Origin of the sequence: Streptococcus sp. SP8 (assembly GCF_030440045.1) — a bacterium.
Lineage (GTDB): Bacteria > Bacillota > Bacilli > Lactobacillales > Streptococcaceae > Streptococcus > Streptococcus parasanguinis_I.
The window spans coordinates 350,572-370,611 of sequence record NZ_JAQFJL010000001.1 but is presented as its reverse complement, the minus strand read 5'-3'; the positions used below and the strand labels follow the sequence as shown (position 1 = coordinate 370,611).

21 protein-coding genes are annotated in these 20,040 nt (G+C 42.0%); 18 read left to right on the top strand and 3 right to left on the bottom strand.

From position 1 onward, the window contains the following. The first annotated feature begins 105 nt into the window (after positions 1-105). The 13 genes from truB (at position 106) to PCY11_RS01810 (ending at position 12,573) form a co-directional block, all read left to right on the top strand. On the top strand, positions 106-1,002 hold the full coding sequence (gene truB, locus PCY11_RS01870; protein ID WP_049472264.1) for a tRNA pseudouridine(55) synthase TruB: 897 nt from the start codon (positions 106-108) through the stop codon (positions 1,000-1,002). A 4-nt stretch (positions 1,003-1,006) separates the two neighbouring features. Then, complete coding sequence (locus tag PCY11_RS01865; protein ID WP_070673893.1) at positions 1,007-1,927, top strand: bifunctional riboflavin kinase/FAD synthetase; 921 nt, start codon at positions 1,007-1,009, stop codon at positions 1,925-1,927. Between the two features lie 171 nt (positions 1,928-2,098). Then, a complete protein-coding gene (locus PCY11_RS01860) occupies positions 2,099-2,500 on the top strand; it encodes a Spx/MgsR family RNA polymerase-binding regulatory protein (protein WP_009732658.1) in 402 nt (133 codons plus the stop codon). A 12-nt stretch (positions 2,501-2,512) separates the two neighbouring features. Then, positions 2,513-2,791 carry a UPF0223 family protein gene (locus tag PCY11_RS01855; RefSeq protein ID WP_003003480.1) on the top strand — a complete coding sequence of 93 codons (279 nt, stop codon included), beginning with the start codon at positions 2,513-2,515 and terminating at the stop codon, positions 2,789-2,791. Next, positions 2,781-3,551, top strand: a complete 771-nt coding sequence (locus PCY11_RS01850) for an inositol monophosphatase family protein (RefSeq protein ID WP_049474796.1) — start codon at positions 2,781-2,783, stop codon at positions 3,549-3,551. The genes PCY11_RS01855 and PCY11_RS01850 overlap by 11 nt, the downstream gene beginning before the upstream one ends. Next, positions 3,552-4,856, top strand: coding sequence for an RsmF rRNA methyltransferase first C-terminal domain-containing protein (locus PCY11_RS01845; RefSeq protein WP_049474795.1), 1,305 nt, complete (start codon positions 3,552-3,554; stop codon positions 4,854-4,856). 106 nt (positions 4,857-4,962) lie between these two features. Continuing rightward, positions 4,963-5,829, top strand: coding sequence for a phosphate ABC transporter substrate-binding protein PstS family protein (locus PCY11_RS01840; protein WP_049474794.1), 867 nt, complete (start codon positions 4,963-4,965; stop codon positions 5,827-5,829). A 16-nt stretch (positions 5,830-5,845) separates the two neighbouring features. After that, complete coding sequence (gene pstC / locus PCY11_RS01835) at positions 5,846-6,757, top strand: phosphate ABC transporter permease subunit PstC (RefSeq protein ID WP_003003307.1); 912 nt, start codon at positions 5,846-5,848, stop codon at positions 6,755-6,757. Beyond that, positions 6,747-7,631 carry a phosphate ABC transporter permease PstA gene (pstA, locus tag PCY11_RS01830; protein ID WP_003006597.1) on the top strand — a complete coding sequence of 295 codons (885 nt, stop codon included), beginning with the start codon at positions 6,747-6,749 and terminating at the stop codon, positions 7,629-7,631. The genes pstC and pstA overlap by 11 nt, the downstream gene beginning before the upstream one ends. A 10-nt stretch (positions 7,632-7,641) precedes the next feature. Continuing rightward, on the top strand, positions 7,642-8,445 hold the full coding sequence (gene pstB / locus PCY11_RS01825; RefSeq protein WP_003011874.1) for a phosphate ABC transporter ATP-binding protein PstB: 804 nt from the start codon (positions 7,642-7,644) through the stop codon (positions 8,443-8,445). 29 nt (positions 8,446-8,474) lie between these two features. Next, positions 8,475-9,233: a phosphate ABC transporter ATP-binding protein PstB gene (gene pstB / locus PCY11_RS01820; RefSeq protein ID WP_003003393.1), complete on the top strand. Its 759-nt coding sequence runs from the start codon at positions 8,475-8,477 to the stop codon at positions 9,231-9,233. A gap of 12 nt (positions 9,234-9,245) precedes the next feature. Then, a complete protein-coding gene (gene phoU / locus PCY11_RS01815; protein ID WP_003006603.1) occupies positions 9,246-9,899 on the top strand; it encodes a phosphate signaling complex protein PhoU in 654 nt (217 codons plus the stop codon). Positions 9,900-10,029: 130 nt separating this feature from the next. Continuing rightward, the gene (locus PCY11_RS01810; RefSeq protein WP_049474793.1) at positions 10,030-12,573 is read left to right on the top strand and encodes a M1 family metallopeptidase; all 2,544 of its coding nucleotides are present in this window, start codon (positions 10,030-10,032) and stop codon (positions 12,571-12,573) included. Between the two features lie 97 nt (positions 12,574-12,670). On the opposite strand, the gene PCY11_RS01805 is transcribed toward PCY11_RS01810, so the two are convergent. Both PCY11_RS01805 and PCY11_RS01800 read right to left on the bottom strand, forming a co-directional pair. Beyond that, positions 12,671-13,948, bottom strand: coding sequence for a sensor histidine kinase (locus PCY11_RS01805; protein WP_070845451.1), 1,278 nt, complete (start codon positions 13,946-13,948; stop codon positions 12,671-12,673). Next, entirely contained in the window at positions 13,948-14,658 is a 711-nt protein-coding gene (locus tag PCY11_RS01800; protein WP_301362361.1) for a LytTR family DNA-binding domain-containing protein, read from the bottom strand. The genes PCY11_RS01805 and PCY11_RS01800 overlap by 1 nt, the downstream gene beginning before the upstream one ends. Before the next feature lie 106 nt (positions 14,659-14,764). Between PCY11_RS01800 and PCY11_RS01795 the strand changes: the two genes are divergently transcribed. Continuing rightward, positions 14,765-15,721 (top strand): ABC transporter ATP-binding protein, encoded by a 957-nt coding sequence (locus PCY11_RS01795; RefSeq protein ID WP_070845478.1) that lies wholly within the window; start codon positions 14,765-14,767, stop codon positions 15,719-15,721. A gap of 1 nt (position 15,722) precedes the next feature. After that, positions 15,723-16,445 (top strand): ABC transporter permease, encoded by a 723-nt coding sequence (locus tag PCY11_RS01790; RefSeq protein WP_049503982.1) that lies wholly within the window; start codon positions 15,723-15,725, stop codon positions 16,443-16,445. A gap of 153 nt (positions 16,446-16,598) precedes the next feature. On the opposite strand, the gene PCY11_RS01785 is transcribed toward PCY11_RS01790, so the two are convergent. Then, entirely contained in the window at positions 16,599-17,132 is a 534-nt protein-coding gene (locus PCY11_RS01785; protein ID WP_049522885.1) for a biotin transporter BioY, read from the bottom strand. 205 nt (positions 17,133-17,337) lie between these two features. Here PCY11_RS01785 and PCY11_RS01780 point away from each other — a divergent pair, with 205 nt between their 5' ends. The 3 genes from PCY11_RS01780 to PCY11_RS01770 all read left to right on the top strand — a co-directional run bounded on the left by PCY11_RS01780 (position 17,338) and on the right by PCY11_RS01770 (position 20,023). Continuing rightward, positions 17,338-17,865 (top strand): hypothetical protein, encoded by a 528-nt coding sequence (locus PCY11_RS01780; RefSeq protein WP_070845452.1) that lies wholly within the window; start codon positions 17,338-17,340, stop codon positions 17,863-17,865. A gap of 135 nt (positions 17,866-18,000) precedes the next feature. Further along, positions 18,001-18,681, top strand: coding sequence for a response regulator transcription factor (locus PCY11_RS01775; protein ID WP_003011876.1), 681 nt, complete (start codon positions 18,001-18,003; stop codon positions 18,679-18,681). After that, positions 18,665-20,023, top strand: a complete 1,359-nt coding sequence (locus tag PCY11_RS01770; protein ID WP_070673896.1) for a cell wall metabolism sensor histidine kinase WalK — start codon at positions 18,665-18,667, stop codon at positions 20,021-20,023. Before PCY11_RS01775 ends, PCY11_RS01770 begins: the two co-directional genes overlap by 17 nt. Positions 20,024-20,040: the final 17 nt, after the last annotated feature.

Below are 20,040 nucleotides of genomic sequence, written 5' to 3'. Positions count from 1 at the left end.
GAGCTCATGAGAAGGGGGAAAGAGGGACAAGAAGTCTTGTTTCATGGTATAATAAAGGGTCGGTGGACCGGATGGTCACACAATCAGTTAGAAAGAGCAAATCAGATGGACGGAATTATCAATGTAAAAAAGGAAGCAGGCATGACCTCACATGATGTGGTCTTTAAACTGCGAAAAATCTTAGGAACTAAGAAGATCGGCCATGGGGGAACGCTGGATCCGGATGTGGTGGGAGTGCTTCCAATAGCAGTTGGCAAGGCGACCCGGATGGTCGAATTCATGCAAGATGAAGGCAAGGTCTATGAAGGAGAAATCACTCTGGGATTTTCTACCACAACGGAGGATGCCAGCGGGGATGTCGTGGAGCGGACCCCAGTGGAAGTGCCTTTAGATGCAGAAGAGGTCGATCGTATGATTGCCCAAATGGTGGGAGAGATCGAGCAGGTACCGCCTATGTACTCCGCGGTTAAGGTCAATGGGCGTAAGCTCTATGAGTATGCACGGGCAGGAGAAGAAGTGGAACGCCCTGTCCGACAGGTAACCATTTATGAATTCACGCGTACCAGTGAGATTGGCTACGAGGAAGGACTAGCCCGTTTTCGCTTCCGGGTTAAATGCAGCAAGGGCACCTATATCCGGACCTTGTCGGTGGATTTGGGTCAAAAACTGGGTTATGCAGCCCATATGTCTCATCTGACACGGACCAGTGCTGCCGGTTTGTCACTGGAAGATTCCCTGACCTTAGAAGAAGTGGCTGAAAAAGTAGCACAAGGAGATTTGAGCTTCCTTCACCCACTTGAAATTGGCACCGGGGATCTGGAAAAAGTAGAGCTGACAGTAGAAGAGGTTGGCGAAGTTCAAGTGGGACGCTTTATTCCAGTTGAGAGTGACTCCAAAGAGTTAGCTGCTTTTTACCAAGGAAAATTGGTAGCCATTTTAGAAAAAAGAGAAGAACTTTACAAACCTCGAAAAGTCTTTCTAACAGAAAGTGTGTTACAATAAATTCATGAATATTCGTACGATTACTACTGCTAACCAGATCCATTTGGAGAATGAGACAGTTTTGGTTCTGGGCTACTTTGATGGCCTGCATCTGGGGCATCAAGAACTCTTTAAAAAGGCGCGTCAGATCGCGGATGAAAAAGGCTTGAAGGTCGCTTTGTTAACCTTTCCTGAATCTCCTAAGTTAGCCTTTGTTCGCTACCAACCAGAATTACTGCTTCATTTGCAGAGTCCTGAGGATCGGTTCCAAAAATTAAACGAACTAGGAGTGGATGAGCTCTTCCTCATTGATTTTACGACCGATTTTGCTTCTAAAACCGCCAAAGAATTTGTTGATCAATTTGTCAAAGCCTTGAGGGCCCGAGTTTTAATTGCTGGATTTGATTATAGTTTTGGCTCTGATAAGAAAACGGCCTCTGACTTAGCTGATTATTTTGATGGTCAAGTGGAAGTCATTTCTCCTGTATTGGATCAGGGGGAAAAGATTAGTTCAACCCGCATTCGTCAAGCTATCCTAGAAGGACGCGTCCAAGAAGCTGCCCGTCTACTTGGTCACCCTTTATCCAGTCGGGGCATCGTCGTGCATGGGGATGCGCGTGGCCGCACCATTGGCTATCCTACTGCCAATTTAGCACCGATTGACCGGACCTATTTACCATCAGATGGGGTTTATGTAGTTGATGTCGATTTTAAAGGGCAGATCTATCGAGGCATGGCTTCTGTTGGCAAAAATGTCACCTTTGATGGAAAAGAGCTTCGTTTCGAAGTCAATCTCTTTGATTTTTCTGGAGATATTTATGGCCATACTTTGACCATTCATTGGTTGGATAAGATACGGGAAATGGTCAAATTCGATGGGATCGATCAACTAGTGGCTCAATTGAAAGAAGATGAAGCAGTTTCACGAAACTGGCCCGAGGATTAGGAAGTTACCTAGTCCTTTTTTCTGCTGTCTTTTTGGGGATAATGAAAGTGGTTTCTTTTTTTCTACTGAAATTCAGAAAAATCGACTAGAAATCAAAAAAGCGCTTTTCAAGCACCTAATTTTTTTGTATAATAGAGTTAGATAGTTATATATAAAAAAGAAGTGAACCACATGATTACATTATTTTTATCACCGAGTTGTACATCATGTCGAAAAGCTCGGGCTTGGTTAAAAAAGCACGATGTTCCATTTAAAGAACACAATATAATGACAAGTCCTTTGAGCAAACAGGAGTTGACAAGTATATTGGCCTTGACCGAAAACGGAACAGACGACATTATTTCAACTCGTTCAAAAATTTTTCAAAAATTGGATGTTGATGTTGAAGATTTATCGATCTCAGCCTTGATTCATCTGATTGAGGAAAATCCAAGTCTCTTAAGGAGACCGATTATTTTAGATAACAAGCGCATGCAAATCGGCTTTAACGAAGACGAAATTCGGGCCTTCTTGCCGCGGAGTTATCGAAAACAAGAGTTACGCTCTGCCACTCTAAGAGCAGAAATAAACTAAGAAGTATGTCGAATGCAAAAAAATTATAGTTACCCACTGGACTTATCGTGGAGCACTGAAGAGCTTGCTTCAGTGCTTTCTTTTTTCAATAAAGTTGAAGAAGCCTATGAAAGTAAGGTAGAGGCCAAAGAATACATGGAAGCCTACCGCGCTTTTAAGAAGGTCGTGCCTAGTATCGGAGAAGAAAAACGTCTCGGACGGGAGTTCGAAGAAGTGAGCGGTTATTCTCTCTATCGTGCGACCCAGGCTGCAAAGCAAAAAGAGGAAGGATGGTTTTCTCTTGAAGAATAAATTAGAGTTTGCCAAACAAATCGTTTTAGAGGCTGGAGACTACTTGCGTCTTCATCTCCATGATGACTTGATGATCTCAAAAAAGACTGGGCCGACAGATTTGGTGACCCAGATGGACCAACAGGTTCAAAAGGATTTGGTTGAAAAAATCACAAATCGCTACCCAGAAGATCGGATTTTTGCGGAGGAAGATGGCCTTCGTTCACCGATTTCAGAAGGATCCGTTTGGGTGATTGATCCCATTGATGGGACCAATAATTTTGTGACCCAAAAGGAAGATTTTGCGGTCATGGTGGCCTATTTCGAAGACGGAATCGGTCGGTTTGGCCTGATCTACGATGTGATGCGGGATCACCTTTTTTTCGGGGGTGGAGAATTCCCAGTTTATCGCAATGAGGTTGAATTGACGCCCTTTGTAGATCAGCCTCTGGAAAACCTTTTGATTGCGTCAAATGTCGGTATGCTTGAGAAAAATGACTGGGGAATGGCCGATCTTGGCATGGATTCACTAGGAATCCGGGTCTATGGCAGTGCCGGTATTAGTTTTTCAAAAATTCTCTCAGGTGGGATTTTAGCTTACTTTAGCTATATCTGGCCATGGGACTATGCAGCCGCAGCGATCATGGGCGAACGGTTAGGCTATACCGTCCTAAATCTAAATGGGGATAAACCTAATTACCAGACAGTCGAACCCATTATGATGGTTCCAAAGGTGAAGTTAACAGAGATTCAAACCTATCTTAAGAAAGGGAGAAGTTAAATGAATTTTCCCCATGGTTTTAAAGAAAAATACCAGCATCTTCTAGGTGAGGATGCTGCTGCTTTTTTTGCGACCTTTGATCAAGAAGCAGTAGCAGCCTTTCGCACCAATCCTTTGAAAGAAGCACAAAAAGTATTTGATGATCCGATTCCCAATACTCCTTGGGGTCATTATGGAAAGGTCTCAGGGAAATCCATCGAACACGCAACGGGCTTGGTCTATTCACAAGAACCAGCAGCTCAGATAGTGGCCCAAGTCGCCCAGCCGAAGCCAGGGATGAAGGTCCTAGACTTGGCCGCAGCACCTGGTGGTAAGACGACGCAACTCTTGTCTTATTTGGACAATCAAGGACTCTTGGTCTCCAATGAAATCCACAAGGGACGCTCGAAAATTCTCGTAGAGAATGTCGAACGTTTCGGTGCCCGAAATGTATTGGTGACCAATGAGTCTGCCGATCGTCTGGCCAAAGTTTTCTCAGGCTTTTTTGATCTGATTGTACTAGACGCCCCGTGTTCAGGTGAGGGGATGTTCCGTAAGCAACCAGATGCCATGGACTATTGGTCCATCGATTATCCTCGAGAGTGTAGTCTTCTTCAAAGAGAAATTCTAGAGGATGCTCTCAAGATGTTGGTTCCAGGTGGTTCCTTGGTTTATTCAACCTGTACCTGGGCTCCTGAGGAAAATGAAGAGATCGTATCCTGGCTCTTAGATAATTTTGATCTAGAATTGGAAACGATCGAGAAGATCAATGGTATGGCAGAAGGCATTGACCATCCAGAAACGGCGCGCATGTATCCTCATCTCTTTAAAGGGGAGGGACAATTTGTTGCTAAGTTCCGTTATCTAGGAGAGAATCGTCCTGCCAAAATCCCTTCCAAAAAGGACCAATTATCTGCGGAGCAAAAGAAATGGTGGCAGGAGTTTTCTAAGAAACACTTGAAGATCACTCTAGAAGGTGTCCTCGAAACCTTTGGTGACGAACTCTACTTGGTTCCGCTTGATTTACCAGATTTGCGAAAAGTAAAAATCGCCCGAAATGGTTTGCACCTAGGGACCTTCAAGAAAAATCGATTTGAACCTAGTTTTGCCTTGGGCCTTGCTCTGAAACCGAGTGAGGTAAAAGAGACCGTTTCGATCACGCCTGAAGACTTTGTTCATTATGTGGCGGGAGAGACGGTTCAATTGAAGGAAACGCATCCAAATGGATGGTACCAGGTCCTTGTTGAAGGCAATGGTTTGGGCTTTGCCAAAGTGACCGGACAGACCCTGAAAAATTTCTATCCAAAGGGGCTTCGTTTTAGGTAAAATGCTGGGCAAAGAACTCGTTCTATGATATAGTGGAATTACAGGTTTTTTTGAAAAAAACTTGTCAAAATCATAAGTGAAATAGTGAATATCAAGGAGACATGATTTGAAAAAGTCTAAAAAGCTGATCCTAGGACTAGCGACGATCGCATTAGCAGGAAGTTTATCTGCTTGTGCTTCTTGGATCAATCGCGGAGAATCCATCACTGCTGTCGGATCGACTGCCTTACAACCCTTGGTTGAAGGAGTAGTAGATCGCTACATTGAAGAACATCCTGGTAAGATTGTAAATGTACAAGGAGGAGGTTCTGGTACAGGACTTTCACAAGTTCAATCAGGCGCTGTGGACATCGGAAATAGTGACCTCTTTGCAGAGGAAAAATCTGGGATCGATGCCTCTAGTCTGGTCGACCATCAGGTAGCCGTAGCAGGAACAGCCATCATTGCCAATAAAAATATCTCAATCGACAATTTGACAACGGAGCAATTGCGAAAGATCTTTACGGGTGAATATACCAACTGGAAGCAATTGGGAGGTCCAGATCTTGAAATCACGATTGTGAACCGGGCGGTTGGTTCTGGTAGCCGAGCTGTCTTTGATGCCATTATCATGGATGGCAAACAACCCAAGCAGGCTCAAGAGCAAGACTCTAATGGAATGGTGAAAAACATCGTTTCTCAAACGCCAGGAGCCATCTCTTATCTAGCCTTTACCTATTTGGATAGCAGTGTCAAAACCATGAAGCTTAATGGCTATCAACCAACCAAAGCCAATGTTGTCAACAATAACTGGCCAATCTGGTCCTACGAACACATGTATACCAAAGGAAAACCCAATGAGTTGTCTAAAAAATTCATTGACTACATGATGACCGATGAGGTTCAGCAAAAGGTTGTTGGTAAGATGGGTTATATCCCGATCAATGACATGAAAGTCACCCGTGATTTAAAAGGGAATGTGTCAAAAAAATAAAAGAATTAGGTAAAAAATGAACGAAGTAGCAAAAAAAATGCTGACGAAATCAAAAAACTCCCGCCTAGAAAAATTTGGGAAAACCATTACTTTTTTATGTATGAGTTTGATTGTTGTCGTCGTTGCCATGATTTTGATTTTCGTGGCCCAAAAAGGTTTATCGACTTTCTTTGTCAATAAAGTCAATATCTTTAGTTTTCTATTTGGGAGTACTTGGAATCCTGCTGCAAAGGAATTCGGAGCCCTACCAATGATTCTAGGTTCCTTTATTGTAACCTTGCTTTCTGCCCTCTTGGCAACGCCGTTTGCCATTGGTGCAGCAGTTTTCATGACAGAAGTCTCCCCCAAAGGAGCTCGTTTCTTGCAACCAGCGATTGAGCTCTTAGTGGGGATTCCTTCAGTTGTTTACGGATTCATTGGCCTTCAAGTGGTCGTTCCATTTACGCGTAGTCTCTTTGGAGGGACCGGTTTTGGGATTCTCTCAGGGGTCTTTGTCCTCTTTGTTATGATCCTGCCAACTGTCACCTTTATGACGACCGATAGCCTCCGAGCTGTGCCCCGTCATTATCGGGAAGCTAGTATGGCCATGGGTGCGACACGCTGGCAAACCATTTGGCATGTCACGCTCAAGGCAGCCCGCTCTGGAATCTTTACAGCGGTTGTCTTTGGTATGGCACGTGCCTTCGGGGAAGCCTTGGCTATCCAGATGGTGGTCGGAAACTCGGCAGTGGTGCCAACCTCACTCACTACACCAGCTTCCACCCTCACCTCTATTTTGACCATGGGAATCGGAAATACCGTCATGGGTACGGTCAATAACAATGTTCTTTGGTCACTCGCCTTGGTATTGCTCCTCATGAGTCTTGCCTTTAACAGTGTGATTAAACTGATTACGAAAGAAAGAGGTAAGAAGAACTATGCACGCTAAACGAATGGATAAAATTGCAACAGGAGTGCTGTATGCTATTTCAGGGATCATCGTTGCGATTCTTGCCTCATTGATCCTTTATATCTTGGTCCGTGGCTTGCCCCATGTATCCTGGCACTTCTTGACTGGGAAATCTTCTTCTTACCAAGCAGGAGGAGGGATCGGAATTCAATTGTATAATTCCTTCTTCCTCTTGGTCATTACCTTGGTGATTTCCTTCCCACTTTCTCTTGGGGCTGGGATTTACCTCTCTGAGTACGCAAAAAAAGGTCGCTTGACCAATTTGGTTCGTACCTGTATTGAGATCTTGTCTTCTTTGCCATCTGTCGTTGTAGGTCTCTTTGGTTACCTGGTCTTCGTTGTCCAGTTCAAATACGGATTTTCGATCATTTCAGGGGCCTTGGCCTTGACCGTCTTTAACCTGCCACAGATGACCCGCAATATCGAAGATAGCTTGCAGCACGTTCACCATACACAGCGCGAAGCAGGTCTAGCATTGGGCTTGTCTCGCTGGGAAACTGTGATTCATGTCGTGGTACCAGAAGCTCTTCCAAGTATTATCACTGGGGTCGTCTTAGCTTCAGGACGGATCTTTGGGGAAGCTGCTGCCTTGATCTATACAGCAGGTCAATCGGCTCCAGCCCTTGATTGGTCAAACTGGAATATCTTTAGTGTGACCAGCCCGATTTCGATCTTCCGTCAGGCTGAAACCTTGGCTGTTCATATCTGGAAGGTCAACAGTGAAGGAACTATTCCAGACTCGATCGAAGTCTCAGCCGGTTCTGCCGCCGTTCTTTTGATCTTTATCTTGATCTTTAACTTTGGAGCGCGCAAACTCGGAAGTTACCTCCATAAAAAACTAACATCTGCTTAAAGGAGAAGAAATGTCAAAATACAATTGGGATGAGAGACACATCATTACTTTTCCTGAAGAAAAGGTGGTCCTATCGACCAAAGATTTGCATGTCTATTATGGAACGAACGAGTCCATCAAAGGCGTTGACATGCAGTTTGAAAAGAATAAGATTACAGCCTTGATCGGTCCTTCAGGATCTGGAAAATCAACCTACCTTCGTAGTTTGAACCGGATGAACGATACCATTGATATTGCGCGTGTAACGGGTGAAATTTGGTATGAAGGAATCGATGTCAATCGTCCAGATATCAATGTTTATGAAATGCGTAAGCATATTGGGATGGTTTTCCAACGGCCCAATCCTTTTGCCAAATCGATTTATAAAAACATCACCTTCCCGCATGAACGCGCTGGGGTGAAAGACAAGAAGATCTTGGACGAATTGGTCGAAACTTCTTTGAAACAGGCAGCTCTGTGGGATCAGGTCAAGGATGACCTTCATAAATCAGCCTTGACACTTTCAGGTGGCCAACAGCAACGACTTTGTATCGCACGGGCCATCTCTGTGAAGCCAGATATCTTACTCATGGATGAGCCAGCTTCAGCGCTTGATCCGATCGCAACAGCGCAATTAGAAGAAACCATGCTTGAGTTGAAGAAGAATTATACCATTGTCATCGTGACCCACAGCATGCAACAAGCAGCCCGTGCTAGCGATTATACCGGTTTCTTCTACCTAGGAAACCTCATCGAGTACGATAAGACTTCGAATATTTTCCAAAATGCGAAATTGCAATCGACCAACGATTATGTATCGGGTCACTTTGGATAAAGTAAAATGACAACAAAAAGGAAAATAGAATGACAGAACCAATTTTGCAAGTCAAGGACTTGTCGGTTTATTACAATAAAAAGAAGGCTCTAAATAGCGTCTCCTTGGACTTTGCTCCAAAGGAGATTACAGCCTTGATTGGTCCTTCAGGATCAGGGAAATCTACCCTTTTAAAAGCCATTAACCGCATGGGCGACCTCAACCATGAGGTCACCACTACAGGAACTATCCTCTACAATGGACATAATATCTACGGACCGCGGACCGATACGGTCGAATTGCGTAAGGAAATCGGAATGGTCTTCCAACAGCCCAATCCTTTCCCAATGTCCATTTATGATAATGTGACCTATGGCTTGATGATTAATGGTGTCAAGGACAAGGCTGTCTTGGACGAAGCAGTTGAAACCTCTTTGAAACGCGCATCCATCTGGGATGAAGTCAAGGATCGCTTGCATGATTCAGCTATCGGACTTTCTGGTGGTCAGCAACAGCGGGTCTGTGTGGCGCGGGTCCTTGCGACCAGTCCAAAGATTATTCTTTTGGATGAGCCAACTTCAGCGCTGGATCCAATTTCAGCTGGGAAGATTGAAGAAACCTTGTATGGACTAAAAGACCGCTACACCATGCTCTTGGTGACACGTTCCATGCAACAAGCAAGTCGGATTTCCGATAAAACTGCCTTTTTCTTGGATGGGGATTTGATCGAGTACAATGATACCAATGAAATGTTCTTGAACCCAGCTAAGAAAGAAACAGAAGACTATGTCTCTGGTAAATTTGGATAGGAAGAAAATAAAATGTTACGAGTTCAATTTGAAGAAGATTTAGAGAAGTTGCATAACCAGTTTTATGCAATGGGAAATGAAGTGTTGAGTCAGATCAACCGTACGGTTCGTGCTTTCGTGACCCATGACCGTGAATTGGCCCGTCAGGTCATCGAAGATGATGCGGAGATCAACGAATACGAAGTGAAGCTAGAGCGTAAGTCTTTTGAGATTATCGCCCTTCAACAGCCGGTTTCACAAGACCTTCGTGTCGTGATGACCGTCTTAAAAGCAGTTTCTGACTTGGAGCGGATGGGGGACCACGCAGTATCGATTGCCAAGGCAACGATTCGCATGAAAGGGGAAGTCCGTATCCAATCTGTTGAGGAAGAAATCAGCAAGATGGGCCGTGAAGTCAAAGATTTTGTCGAAGCGACACTAGATGTTTACCTCAAAGGTGATGTGGATTTGGCCTATGAAGTTGCTTCACGAGATGAAGTCATCAACCATTATTTTGATAGTATCCAAGAATTAGCAACAGAAGAAATTCGGAAAAATCCAGAGTCCATCGTGACGGGTCGTGATTATTTCCAAGTGATCAACTTCTTGGAACGCATCGGAGATTATGCAAAAAATATCTGTGAATGGGTAGTTTACTTTGAAACAGGTAAAATTATCGAAATGTAAGATCATGGAGTCTTTTCGATATCAGACAGGCATTGTCATGCTTGTCTTTTCTTTTATCCCAACTTTGTGATAAAATAGTTTTATTAGGGCTTTTGATTGGAAAAGCGTGAAACATTTAAAGGAGGAAATTATGCAAGCAGTTGCACATTTTGTAGAAACATTCGTTCCAGAACATTATGAAGTATTTTTGGATTTAAGTCGTAAAACCAAGACCTTTAGCGGTCGTGTGGTGATTACAGGTCAAGCCAAGGAGGACAAGATCTCGCTTCACCAAAAGGATTTGACCATCGAAACAGTAGAAGTAGCAGGTCAAGCTCGTCCATTTACGGTTGATGATGCCAATGAAGCGGTTTATGTTGAATTGGAAAGCACAGGTCAAGTGACAGTTACTCTGACCTATTCTGGTAAGATCACAGACAATATGACAGGGATTTACCCATCTTACTACAGTATTGATGGTGTGAAGAAGGAAGTCCTCTCTACTCAGTTTGAGAGCCATTTTGCGCGTGAAGCCTTCCCAAGTGTGGATGAGCCAGAAGCTAAAGCAACATTTGATCTTTCTTTGAAATTTGACCAAGAAGAAGGTGAAATTGCCCTATCAAACATGCCTGAAATTGATGTGGAAAACCGTAAAGAAACAGGTATTTGGAAGTTTGACACAACTCCTCGCATGTCTTCTTACCTCTTGGCCTTTGCGGCTGGAGACCTCCAAGGAGTGACAGCTAAGACTAAGAATGGAACCCTTGTCGGAGTCTACTCAACAAAAGCTCACCCATTAGAAAATTTGGACTTCTCATTAGATATTGCCGTTCGTGCTATTGAATTCTACGAAGACTACTATGGCGTTAAGTATCCAATCCCTCAATCCCTTCATATCGCTCTTCCAGACTTCTCTTCAGGAGCGATGGAAAATTGGGGCTTGGTAACCTACCGTGAAGTTTATCTCCTTGTAGATGAAAACTCGACTGCCCAAAGCCGTCAAACAGTGGCCTTGGTGGTGGCTCACGAATTGGCTCACCAATGGTTCGGAAACCTCGTGACCATGAAATGGTGGGATGACCTCTGGTTGAATGAAAGTTTTGCCAATATGATGGAATATGTCAGCTTAGATGCTATCGAACCAAGCTGGAATATCTTCGAAGACTTCCAAACAACCGGTGTGCCTGCTGCCTTGAAACGCGATGCTACAGATGGCGTTCAATCCGTCCATGTGGAAGTCAAACACCCTGATGAGATCAACACCCTCTTTGACCCAGCAATCGTTTACGCCAAGGGGAGCCGTCTCATGCACATGCTTCGCCGCTGGTTAGGCGATGACGCCTTCCGTAAAGGGTTGAAGATCTACTTTGAAAAACACCAATACGGCAATACTATCGGTCGTGACCTTTGGGATGCTCTTGGGCAAGCTTCAGGTCGTGATGTCGCAGCCTTTATGGATTCTTGGTTGGAGCAACCAGGATACCCTGTTGTTTCAGCTTCTGTGGAAAACGATACCTTGATCATCCGTCAAGAGCAGTTCTTCATCGGAGAAAGAGAAGAAAAAGGTCGCAAGTGGGTTGTTCCTTTGAACAGCAACTGGACAGGTATTCCAGATACTTTGGAAACAGAAGTCTTAGAAATTCCAAACTATAGTGCCTTGAAACAAGCTAATACCGGAGCTCTTCGCTTCAATACAGAAAATACGGCTCATTATATCAGTGATTACCGTGGGGAATTGTTGGAAGACATCCTTGCTGAACTTGCTAGCTTGGATAGCACTTCGAAATTGCAAGTGGTTCAAGAACGCCGTCTCTTAGCGGAAAGCGGTCAAATTTCTTATGCAAGCCTTTTGCCAGTGATTGAACACTTGACAGAAGAAAGTTCCTACTTGGTTGTTTCAGCTGTTTCGAGCGTCTTAGCCGGAATCAGTCTCTTTGTGGATGAGGGAACTGAAACAGAAGTGGCCTTCCATGAGTTGTTGAAACGTTTGAACCGTTACAACTTTGAACGCTTGGGTCTGGAGGCTAAGCCTGGTGAAACAGAAGAAGACGAAAAAGTTCGTCAGCTAATGATTGCTAACATGATTAAGGCCAATGATGAAGCAGCACAAGCTCAAGCGAGCGCTATCTTTGAAGCGCATGCAGATGACTTGGAAAAACTTCCAGCTGCCATTCGCTTGCAAATCTTGGTCAACCAAATCAAGCACCAGGAAACCAAGGAGCTTAGCCAACAATACCTAGATACCTATGTGAAGACAGTGGATGGAAACTTTAAACGCCAATTGGCGGCTGCACTTTCTTATACCAAGGATGAGGAAACTTTGGAAGCTCTATTGAAGGAGTGGAAGAACAAGGATGTGGTGAAACCTCAGGATTTGGCTATGAGCTGGTACTACAACTTCTTGCATGATGACTTTACCCAAGGTAGAACTTGGACTTGGGCGCGTGAAAACTGGGATTGGATCAAGAAAGCCCTCGGTGGTGATATGAGCTTTGATAAGTTTGTCATCTACCCAGCTAACTGTTTCAAGACCCGTGAACGCTTGAATGAATACAAGGCCTTCTTTGAGCCTCAATTGGATGATATGGCGATCAGCCGAAACATCAGCATGGGTATCAAGGAGATCGCAGCACGTGTGGATTTGATCCAACGGGAAAAGGCAGCAGTAGAAGCCGCTATCCTTGCGACGAAATAAATGAAATAAATTTATAAAAGATGCTACAGAATTTATTCTGTAGCATCTTTTGTTTTTCAATGAATCATTTGTATTGGATATCAAAGGAGAAGGATCATTAGTTTATTGGACTTGGTAAGAGAATCTCCGTTCGATAGTGGCCATTTTCTTTGAAACGCTTGATAGTTCCTTGGTATTCTTGTACTAGAGCATCAACGTTTCGTAAGCCCCAACCATCTCTTTGACGTGTTTTACGAGTCTCTTGTTCTTGTTCATTAAAGGTATTGTTGATCGAAATAAATAGGTTTTGTTGAAAATAACGTATATTTAGAGCCAAGGTTCTCTCCGATTTATCAGTTAATCGAAGACAGGCTGAAATACTATTATCTAAACAATTTCCTAAAATAACAGCTAGAATATCAGGCTGAATAGATAATTCTTGAGGGACAAAGCAGTCAATTTCCAATTCAATTTCATCTTCCACATCGTGCAGTTTTTGATTTAGTAAAAAATTAATTGTTGGATTTTTGGAGTAAAAGGTTTGTTTTCCTGAAATACTATCAGTTAACGAGTGAAGATACTTTCTAGCCTCATCTGGATTTTCTTCTAGAAGTGCCAACAGAGTTAAATGTTTATTTTTTAAGTCATGCCGAAGACTTTGCAATCGTTGGTATTCCTCTTGAGACTGTTGTGTTTCTCTTAATTGGAATTGAAGCTGTTCTTTATCTAATTTATTTTGATAATAAGTGTGCTGTTGTTGAGAAAGATGTAGAGTAAAATAAAGCGAGGAAAACGACAATACAATAAGAGACAAGAGTGAAATGACAGAAAGATAATCTGGTCCAAATACTTGCCCTTGAATAGCTGATACAGTAAAGGCAAAAATAATCGATAAAATCGGCACAATAAATTGATACAGCCAATTTCTTTTAGATGTTGCCATGCCTAACTTTTGATGTGTTCGAAATAACTGTCGAAGAACAAGTGTTATGATGGTTGAAAAAAGAAAACTAATGGCAAGGTAACCACTAATCAGTCCTAAATTTTTCGATACTTTTGACAGTGGAAGAAAAAGTTGGATAGCTTGATTGAGAACAGCTCCTGCTAATAATGTCAGGCTTGTCTGTAAGAATATCCAAAAGGAAGAATCACGAAAGGGGTAGCCAAAATAGAGTCCTACAAGAGAGGATTCTACAATACTAAGAAGGAGATTGCTCACTAAAAAAACGCGACTTTCTAAAAATATAAACACAAAAGCCACATGAAGAAGAAAGCAACAACAAAGGACTAAAAGTGTCTCTTTTGAATGTTTACTTTTGGAATTTGGCCTATAAAATAACACACTTGCCAGAAATAAGTCAAACAAGATACTAATGATCCGCAATCCTATTAGCATTAGAAATTCCTTTCACTGAGATAGTTATAGTATTTTTCTTTAAAAGAAGACTGGAACTTACGACTAATTGGAAGTGAATGCTCCTCGGTTCCATTTAGCAAAATAGTTACTGTTTTCGCATCAAAATCTTTTATATATTTGGGATTTACAATATAAGAAGCATGAATTTGAATAAAATAATCAGGCAGTTTATCTAAAATTTCTTGAGTTTTCAGTAAGGACCTATAGGTATCTGCTAGTGTGTAAATAAAAACGGAACGCTTATCTTTTTCAAAATAGGTAATGTCACTTAAAGGAATAGAGTAACTTTGTTTTCCAAATGAGAAGTTAAAGATGGTTTGTCCTAGATCTAAATAACGCAAGATCCTATCTACTACCTTATTTAACCTTTGGGGTTCAATGGGTTTTACTAAGTAATCAAAAGTCTGTACTTCAAATACTTGTTCCATGTAATCTCGATAGCTGGTCACAAAAATAATGGGGATAAAAGGATTGAACTGACGAATTTCACGTGCAAGGTCAATTCCAGTAATTTGTGGCATATCAATATCCAAAAAAACACAATGTGTATCCCTTGTTAACTGTTCTAGCATTTTTTGTGGATTTGTATATAGTTTTGTTTCTACAGGAACCTTGTCGTAAGAAAGTAAATACTGTTCTAACTGACTAGCATCTCTAGTTGAGTCATCACAAATAACGACGTTTAACATAAGTCCCCCTTATCAAATTGAGTTGGCTAATTATGACACTTAAATGGTAAATCATGACGTAAACCATGGAAAGTCATATGTTTATTATACAATAATCTTATCAAAAATGAAGGAAGCTGGGACAATCTTCTCAGTTTTGAGTGATAAGATGAAGACATTTGCGACACTGACTATTAAAGATTTGACAAAATCATTCGATAAGCAACATTTTGCTAATAACCATATTTCCTTAGAAATAGAAGCTGCTAAAATTACAGCCTTTTTAGGACACAATGGTGCTGGTAAGTCCACCCTCTTAAATCAAATGATTGGTTTTACCAAACCCGATAAAGGAGATGTATGCTATGGAGATATTTCTTTTGTACAGAATCGTAAACAAGCTCGCTCAATGATGAGCTATATGTCGCAACAGTATGCACCACTTGAGAAATTGACGGTGGAACAAAACATAGAAATGCTTGGAAGAATGAGAGAGTTAAACACCTTAGATTTACAAAAAGAAATGGATCAGCTCTTAACCGACTTAGAAATTAAGGAGTACCGGGCAAAACAAGGAAAGGACCTTTCAGGTGGTTTAAAGCGTCTGACCTCTTTTGCAATGGCTTTAATCGGATCTCCGACCATCATTCTTCTTGATGAACCCACGAATGATGTTGATCCAATACGTCGTGAAAAACAATGGCAATTATTACAGAAGCTGGCGCATAAAGGTCATACCATTATTATCGTGACGCATAATCTCTTGGAAGTTGAAAAATATGCAGACAACTATGCCTTATTTAACCATGGGAAGTTAATCAAATCAGGACCAGTTCAGCAAATAACCTATCAAAAACAGTACCAAATATCTTTTGAGTTTAGGAATGAAGATAGCTTAGCTCTATTTCAAGATTACACCATTATCAACGGTTCAATTTGTCGTATTGAAATAGAAGAGAAGGAGTTAACGAGACTGCTACCAAAAATCACGCAGGAATTGGATAGAAAGAATATTTTAAATCTGTCACTTACTCAGAAAAACATATCCATTTCAGATCTTTATAGAGAGGAGTTGACAAACTGATATGACTCAATTCTTTTACTTACTTCGTTGGAACTATCTTCGTCAAAAAGATCTATTTCTACTCTTTACGCTAGCTCAGGTTCTGTTATCCATTTCACTTCTTTTTGGTTATCCACTAGTGATCGGTGAGATTGATACGACAGCTGCCTACTATCTCTCTTCTGGTTCAGTTCTGATAGGAATTATTTCTATTGGCTGTACGATCTCATCTCCTGTTATAGCAAATGCGAAGTCAGAAGGACATGTAGACTACGTACGAGCCCTTCCAATACCACGAATTCTGATTTCCTTAGCAGATCTTTGGATGTGGATGATTGCTATTTTGCCTGGAGTGTTCATTTCTGTTATATTGGGCTATTTTCGTTTCTCTGTCCGCCTAAATGTATCTGTTCTGGCTGTTTTCATTCTATTTCTGATCTGTCTTACGATGATCAGTCTTGGATTTGCCATTGCTTATACTTTTTCTCCCAATATTGTCACGCTGATGTCTCAGTTGATTCTTATGATTGGTTTGATGTTTTCTCCAATCATGTACCCTGCAAGTCGTCTTCCAGATTGGATAAACCATCTCTACCATGTTCTTCCATTTGTCCCTTCTGTCAACCTCCTACGAGCTTGTGTCTATAGTCATGGTCCCGTCTCATTTTTTGACTTCACTATTCTGATCATCTGGATTTTGCTAACACAGTTACTGATCTTGAGAGTTCTTTATAAGGAAAAATAAAGGAAGGAGGATCTATGTTTTTCATCATTAAAACAGTGTTCTCTTTAAAAGGAGTTCAATTGAAAAGATTTATACATGTATCCCTATAACAAAAATCAACATCTGTGTTCAGATGTTGATTTTTTTTAATATATCTGCTAAGCCCTTTGAATCTTATTTGAAATACCAGTGGTGTTTGAGGCTGGCAAAAATCGCCTTGCTGGTGATCGTGATGATGACCAGTTTGATGAGGTCGGCAAGGATAAAGGGAGCAACGACCAAAGCAAATGCTTTTTGGAGATCGGTATGCGTGACCAGCATAAAGCCGATAGCTCCTGACACAAAGAGGAGAGCACTACTGAGGAGATTGGCCAAAAAGATAGTGAAAATGCTGGATTTAGCATTGGTAAATAGAGACGTGATCCATGCTCGGAATGGGAAGAAGAGGAGGAAACCAGCAGTAGGACCAAGGAAATGCGAAGCACCACCAGCACCTCCGGCAAATACTGGAAAACCTAAGAAGCCTAAAAGCAGGTAAAGACAGACTGTGACAAAGGCATGGCTGGGTTTATAGATGGTCCCGATGATCCCGATCATGAGTGTCTGTAGGGTCAAAGGAATTGGTCCAAAGGGAATGGTGAATTGAGATAGGACGGAGATCATGGCCACTCCAATGGAGATGAGAACTAAGGGAAAGATTTTCTTCATAACAGTTAACCTCTGATTTATTTTATGGTAACTATTCTACAATAAGGAGCTCAACCTGTCAATAGCCCACGCTTGTTTTAGGATTTTTTAAGTAAAAATTTAGGCAGGCTTAAGACTCCCGAAGTATAATCGCCTTACTAAAGGATCGAGCTCCCTTTAAATTTTAAAAGACAAGTACTTGTACAAAAAGATAAAAGGTAAAAAGATGAATCAAAAAGAAACAAAACAAGTAGTCGAAACGCAAGAATCCAAAGAAAAAATGGTTGTCCTCAAACGAAGTCCTAAGTGGTGGATTGGCATGGCAGCCGTTGGTGGATTGTTGGTTGGTGCTGGAAGTGGCTTTGGTGTCGGTGTCATCGCCTCACAATCTTCCAATAATCAACAATTTTCTCAACCGGTCCAAACGGGTCAAAACCAAGGATCTAATCAGCAACAAAATAGTCAAAATGGCCATGCTTCACAAGGAAACCAGCAAAATGGTGGCCCACAGGATGGCGGTCCTCAAGGCGGTGGCCCACAAGGTGGTGGCCAAGGCCAAGGTAGCGGACCTGGTCAGATGCCACAAGAAGGCAATGGTGGCCCACAAGGGAATGGTCCAGATAATGGCATGAACCAATCTGGCGGACAAGAAGGGAACCAAGGTTCCTCTAAAAAGTCCAATAAGAAGAATTCAAAAAATAAAAACAAGACGAGTGACAGTCAAAGTAACAAAGAAAACACGACAAACTCATAGAATTAGCCTTCCTCAGGCAGGCTGAATTTGATCATAAAACCAAGTTCTAAACTATAGGAAATGAAGGGAAGTCGTGTTATAATGGTTAAGAATAGATTAGAAAGACTCACTCACGAAAGAGAAGAGGATACGACAATGATTAAAATTCTATTGGTCGAAGATGACCTTGGTTTATCAAATTCAGTATTTGATTTTTTAGATGATTTTGCGGATGTCATGCAGGTCTTTGATGGAGAAGAAGGTCTTTACGAAGCAGAAAGCGGGATCTATGATTTGATTTTGCTGGACCTCATGCTTCCTGAAAAAGACGGTTTCCATGTCTTGAAAGAATTGCGTGAAAAAGGCGTGACAACCCCTGTTTTGATCATGACAGCCAAAGAAAGTCTGGATGACAAGGGACACGGATTTGAGCTAGGGGCAGACGATTACCTCACTAAGCCTTTCTACCTAGAAGAGCTTAAGATGCGGATTCAAGCCCTCTTGAAGCGCTCAGGAAAGGTCAATGAAAATACCCTCAATTATGGCAATTTGAAGGTTAATTTATCCACTAATTCGACTTACGTGGACGATAAGGAAGTGGAACTTCTTGGGAAGGAATTTGATCTCTTGGTCTACTTCCTTCAAAACCAAAATGTCATCCTTCCAAAAACACAGATTTTCGATCGTCTCTGGGGCTTTGACAGTGATACGACCATCTCAGTGGTTGAAGTCTATGTTTCAAAAATCCGTAAGAAATTAAAAGGTACTGATTTCGTTGAGAACTTGCAAACATTGCGCAGTGTGGGGTATATCTTAAAAGATGCTAACCAGAATTAAGAAAACCGTCGGGGAAGATGATTTTTCCTACTTCATCCGATATTTTGGGCTCTTTACTTTGATATTCTCAGCCATGACCCTGATTATCATCCAGGTCATGCGCTCGAGTCTCTATACAACGGTCGATGAAAACCTCAAGACTCTCAGTCAGGATCCCTACTCGCTTGTAGCGATTGCTTATCGAGACCAGCGACAGTCAAATACCAAAGGAGATGATAATGATCATGAGATGATGATCCCAGATCATGATAAATCAGAACCTAAAGGGGATGTCACATCCAATACCACTGTTGTTTTGCTCAATAAAAAATATGAAAACTTGACAACCGGTAATGGGTTTTTAAACTTCAAAACGGTGACGTTTGGTCGAAAGCTCCTCAACAAGGTTTCCCAGCTTCAAATTACAAATAGCTATGGGAAAAAAGAAAGTTACCGGGCCTATATGGCAGAGTTGAGTTTATCTGATGATGAAAGTGATAGTGACATCAAGTATGCGGTTGTCATGACCAATATCAGTCAGCTAGAGCAGACCAGTGAAGAGCACGAAAGTCAAATCGCCCTCATCATGATCTGCTTCTGGGGAATCTCCTTATTCGCTAGTCTCTTCCTAGCACGTCTCAGCGTCAAGCCCCTTCTTGAGAGTATGCAAAAACAAAAGGCTTTCGTGGAAAATGCTTCCCATGAGTTGCGGACGCCTTTAGCAGTTCTGCAAAATCGCCTCGAAACGCTTTTTAGAAAGCCTGAAGCGACCATTATGGAATCGAGTGAGAATATTGCATCCAGCTTGGATGAAGTTCGAAATATGAAGCTCTTAACCACTAACCTTCTTAACATTGCCCGAAGAGATGACGGCTTGAAGCCGGAGATGGAAGATATCGAACCAAGCTTTTTCGATCAGACCTTCTCCAATTTTGAGATCATTGCGGAAGAAAATGGCAAACTCTTCCAAGGAGACAATCAGGTGGACAAAGTCATTTGTTCTGATAGAACGCTCCTCAAGCAATTGATGACCATTCTCTATGACAATGCCTTGAAGTACACCGATGAAGATGGCGAGATCCAATTTGAAGTCCAGTTGAAGGACAAAAATCTACTTCTGAGGGTGCTGGATAATGGTCCAGGGATTCGAGATGAGGATAAGAAACGGATCTTTGATCGTTTTTACCGCGTGGACAAGGCCAGAACCCGTCAAAAAGGTGGATTTGGTTTGGGGTTATCCCTCGCTAAGCAGATTGTAGAAGCCTTCAAAGGGGCCATTCAAGTCAAAGATAATAAACCAAAAGGGACCATCTTTGAAGTGAAATTATCCATTAAGACGGAAAGTCGTAAAAAAAATCGTTGATAATTTTTTAAAAATAG